The 3,008-nt window shown below is 76.8% G+C and carries 1 protein-coding gene; it reads left to right on the top strand.

What is annotated here, in order from left to right:
* Window positions 1-3,008: amino acid adenylation domain-containing protein (locus ACTUAL_RS09710; RefSeq protein ID WP_440900028.1), on the top strand; the 3,008-nt coding region annotated here is incomplete at both ends.

Genomic DNA, 3,008 nt, shown 5'->3' on the forward strand with positions numbered 1-3,008 from the left:
GCAGACCGCGCCGCTGTCGGCCGCGCAGCAGCGGCTGTACTTCCTGGACCAGCTCGCCCCCGGCGGCACCGAGTACCTGCTGCCCGCCGCGTGGCGGCTCACCGGCCCGCTCGACGCCGAGGCCCTGGCGGGCGCGGTGGACGACCTGACCGCCCGGCACGAGCAGCTGCGCGCGGTGTTCCCCGCCGAGGACGGCGTCCCGCACCAGCGGATCCTGCCGCGCGGCGCGCCGCTGGCGACCGTCGAGCTGCCCGCCGGGCGCGCCGACGACCTCACCGGGGCGGTGCACGCCGCCGCCACCCGCCCCTTCGACCTGGCCGCCGAACCGGCCTTCCGCGCCACCCTGGTCGCGCCTGCCGGGGCCGACCCCGTGCTCGTCCTGGCCGCCCACCACATCGTCACCGACGGCTGGTCCCTGGACGTGCTGGTGCGCGACCTGCGCGAGCTGTACCGGGCCCGCCTCGCCGGACGGCCGTCCCCGCTCAAACCCACCCCGATCGAGTACACCGACTACGCGGCCTGGCAGCGCGCCTGCGACGAGAGCGCCGACCTGGCGCACTGGCGCGCCGCCCTGTCCGGCCTGACCCCGCTGGAGCTGCCCACCGACCACCCCCGTCCACGAGAGCGCTCCCACGAAGGCGCCGTGCACGTCGTCGACCTGCCCGCCGACCTCGCCGCCGCCGTCAGCGCCGCGGACACCACCCCGTTCACCACGGTCATGGCCGCCTTCCAGGCCGCGCTCGGCTTCCACAGCGGGCAGGACGACGTCGCCATCGGCACGATCACCGCCAACCGGGACCGCGCCGAGACCGAGGACCTGGTCGGGTTCTTCGTCAACACCCTGGTCATGCGCGCCGACCTGTCCGGCGACCCCACCTGCGCGCAGGTGCTGGAGCGGGCCAGGGAGCGCGTGCTCGGGGCGCTGAGCCACCAGGGCCTGCCGTTCGAGCGGGTCGTCGACGAGCTCAGCCCCGAGCGGGACCTGTCGCGCAACCCGCTGTTCCAGGTCCTGTTCTCCTACGCCGAGTCCGGCGGCGGCGACGGGTTCGCCCTCGGCGGCGCGGTGGCCAGGCCGTTCCCGATCGCGCTCACCAGCGCCAAGTTCGACCTGTCCCTGGAGGCGACCAGGCGCGGCGACGGCTACCGGCTGTCGTTCGTCTACCGGCCGGACCTGTTCGAGCCGGGGTCGATCGCCCGGCTGGCCGCGCACACCGTCGCGGTGCTGCGGGCGTTCTTCGAGCGCCCCGACGCCCGGCTCGGCTCGGTGCCGCTGCTCACCGACGCCGAGCGCGAGTTCCTGCTGGGCCCGGACGGCCCGGCGGTCGCGGGCTCGGAGACCGGGCGGGCCGCGCTGGTCCTGGACCGGGTGGCCGACCACGTCGCCGCCACCCCGCACGCGGTGGCCGTCACCGGCGGCGGGCGCTCGCTCACCTACGCCGAGCTCGACGCCGCGTCCACCGCGCTCGCGAACCGGCTGCGCGCGCTGGGCGCGGGCCGGGAGAGCCTGGTCGGGGTGTGCCTGGAGCGCACCGGGGACCTCGGGGTGGCGCTGGTGGGGGTGGGGCGGGGGGGCGCCGCGTACCTGCCGCTGGACCCGCGCCACCCGCGCAAGCGCCTGGAGTTCACCGTCGCCGACGCGGGCGTGGACCTGGTCGTCGCCGACGACACCGGTCGCGGCGCGCTCGACGGCCTGCCCGTCACCCTGCTCGACCCGGCCGACCCGTCCACCGACCCGTCCACCGACCCGTCCACCGGCGCGCCCGCCGCCCCCGCCGCCACCCCGGTGCTCGGCGAGGACCTGGCGTACGTCATCTACACCTCCGGCTCCACCGGCGCGCCCAAGGGCGTCGAGATCACCCACGCCAACGTCGCCTGGCTCTTCGCCGCCGCCGACCGGCGCTTCGACTTCGGCCCCGGCGACGTGTGGTCCCTCATGCACTCCGCCGCCTTCGACTTCTCGGTGTGGGAGCTGTGGGGCCCGCTGGCCACCGGCGGTCGCGCCGTCGTGCTCACCGGCGAGCAGACCCGCGACCCCGAGGCCGTGCACGCGGTGCTGCGCGACGAGCGCGTCACCGTGCTCAGCCAGACCCCGGCCGCCTTCAAGGGCCTGCGCGCCCACCTCGCCCAGCGCGGCCGCACCTTCGACGACCTCGCGCTGCGCACCGTCGTGTTCGGCGGCGACGCCTTCGACACCCACGACTACCGCGACTGGTTCGACGCGCCCGGCCGCAAGCCCGCGCTGGTCAACATGTACGGCATCACCGAGACCACCGTCCACGTCACCCACCGGCTGATCACCGACGACGACATCTGGGACCGGCACGGCGACCGCTCGCCCATCGGCCGCCCCCTGCCCGGCCAGCACGGCGTGGTGCTGGACCGGCACGGCCGCCTGGTGCCGGTCGGCACGGTCGGCGAGCTGCACATCACCGGCGACGGCGTGGCGCGCGGCTACCGCAACCGGCCCGAGCTGACCGCCGAGCGCTTCCCGCGCGGCGTCCTCGGCGGGCGGCGCGCCTACCGCACCGGCGACCTGGTGCGGGTCCTGCCGGACGGGCAGCTGTCCTACGTGGGCCGCGCCGACGACCAGGTCAAGATCCGGGGCTTCCGGGTCGAGCCCGGCGAGATCGAGAGCGCCCTGCGCGGCTGCGCCCAGGTCGCCGACGCCGCCGTGGTCGCCAAGCCCGGCCCGCAGGGCGCCCGCCTGGTCGGCCACGTCGTGCTCACCGGCGGCGCGCTCGACCCGTCCGCGCTGCGGGAGCGGCTGCGCGAGCGCCTGCCCGAGCACATGGTGCCCGCGCTGTTCGTGCGGCACGAGCGGCTGCCGCTCACCACCAACGGCAAGGTCGACCGGGCCGCGCTCGCCGCCGTGGAGGCGGGCGGAGCCCGCACCCGCGCCGAGCACGTCCCGCCGGGCACCGCCGTCGAGCGGACGCTGGCCGCGGTGTGGGCGGAGGTCACCGGCGCCGAGCGGGTGGGGCTGGGCGACAACTTCTTCGACCTGGGCG

This window comes from Actinosynnema sp., assembly GCF_052038725.1.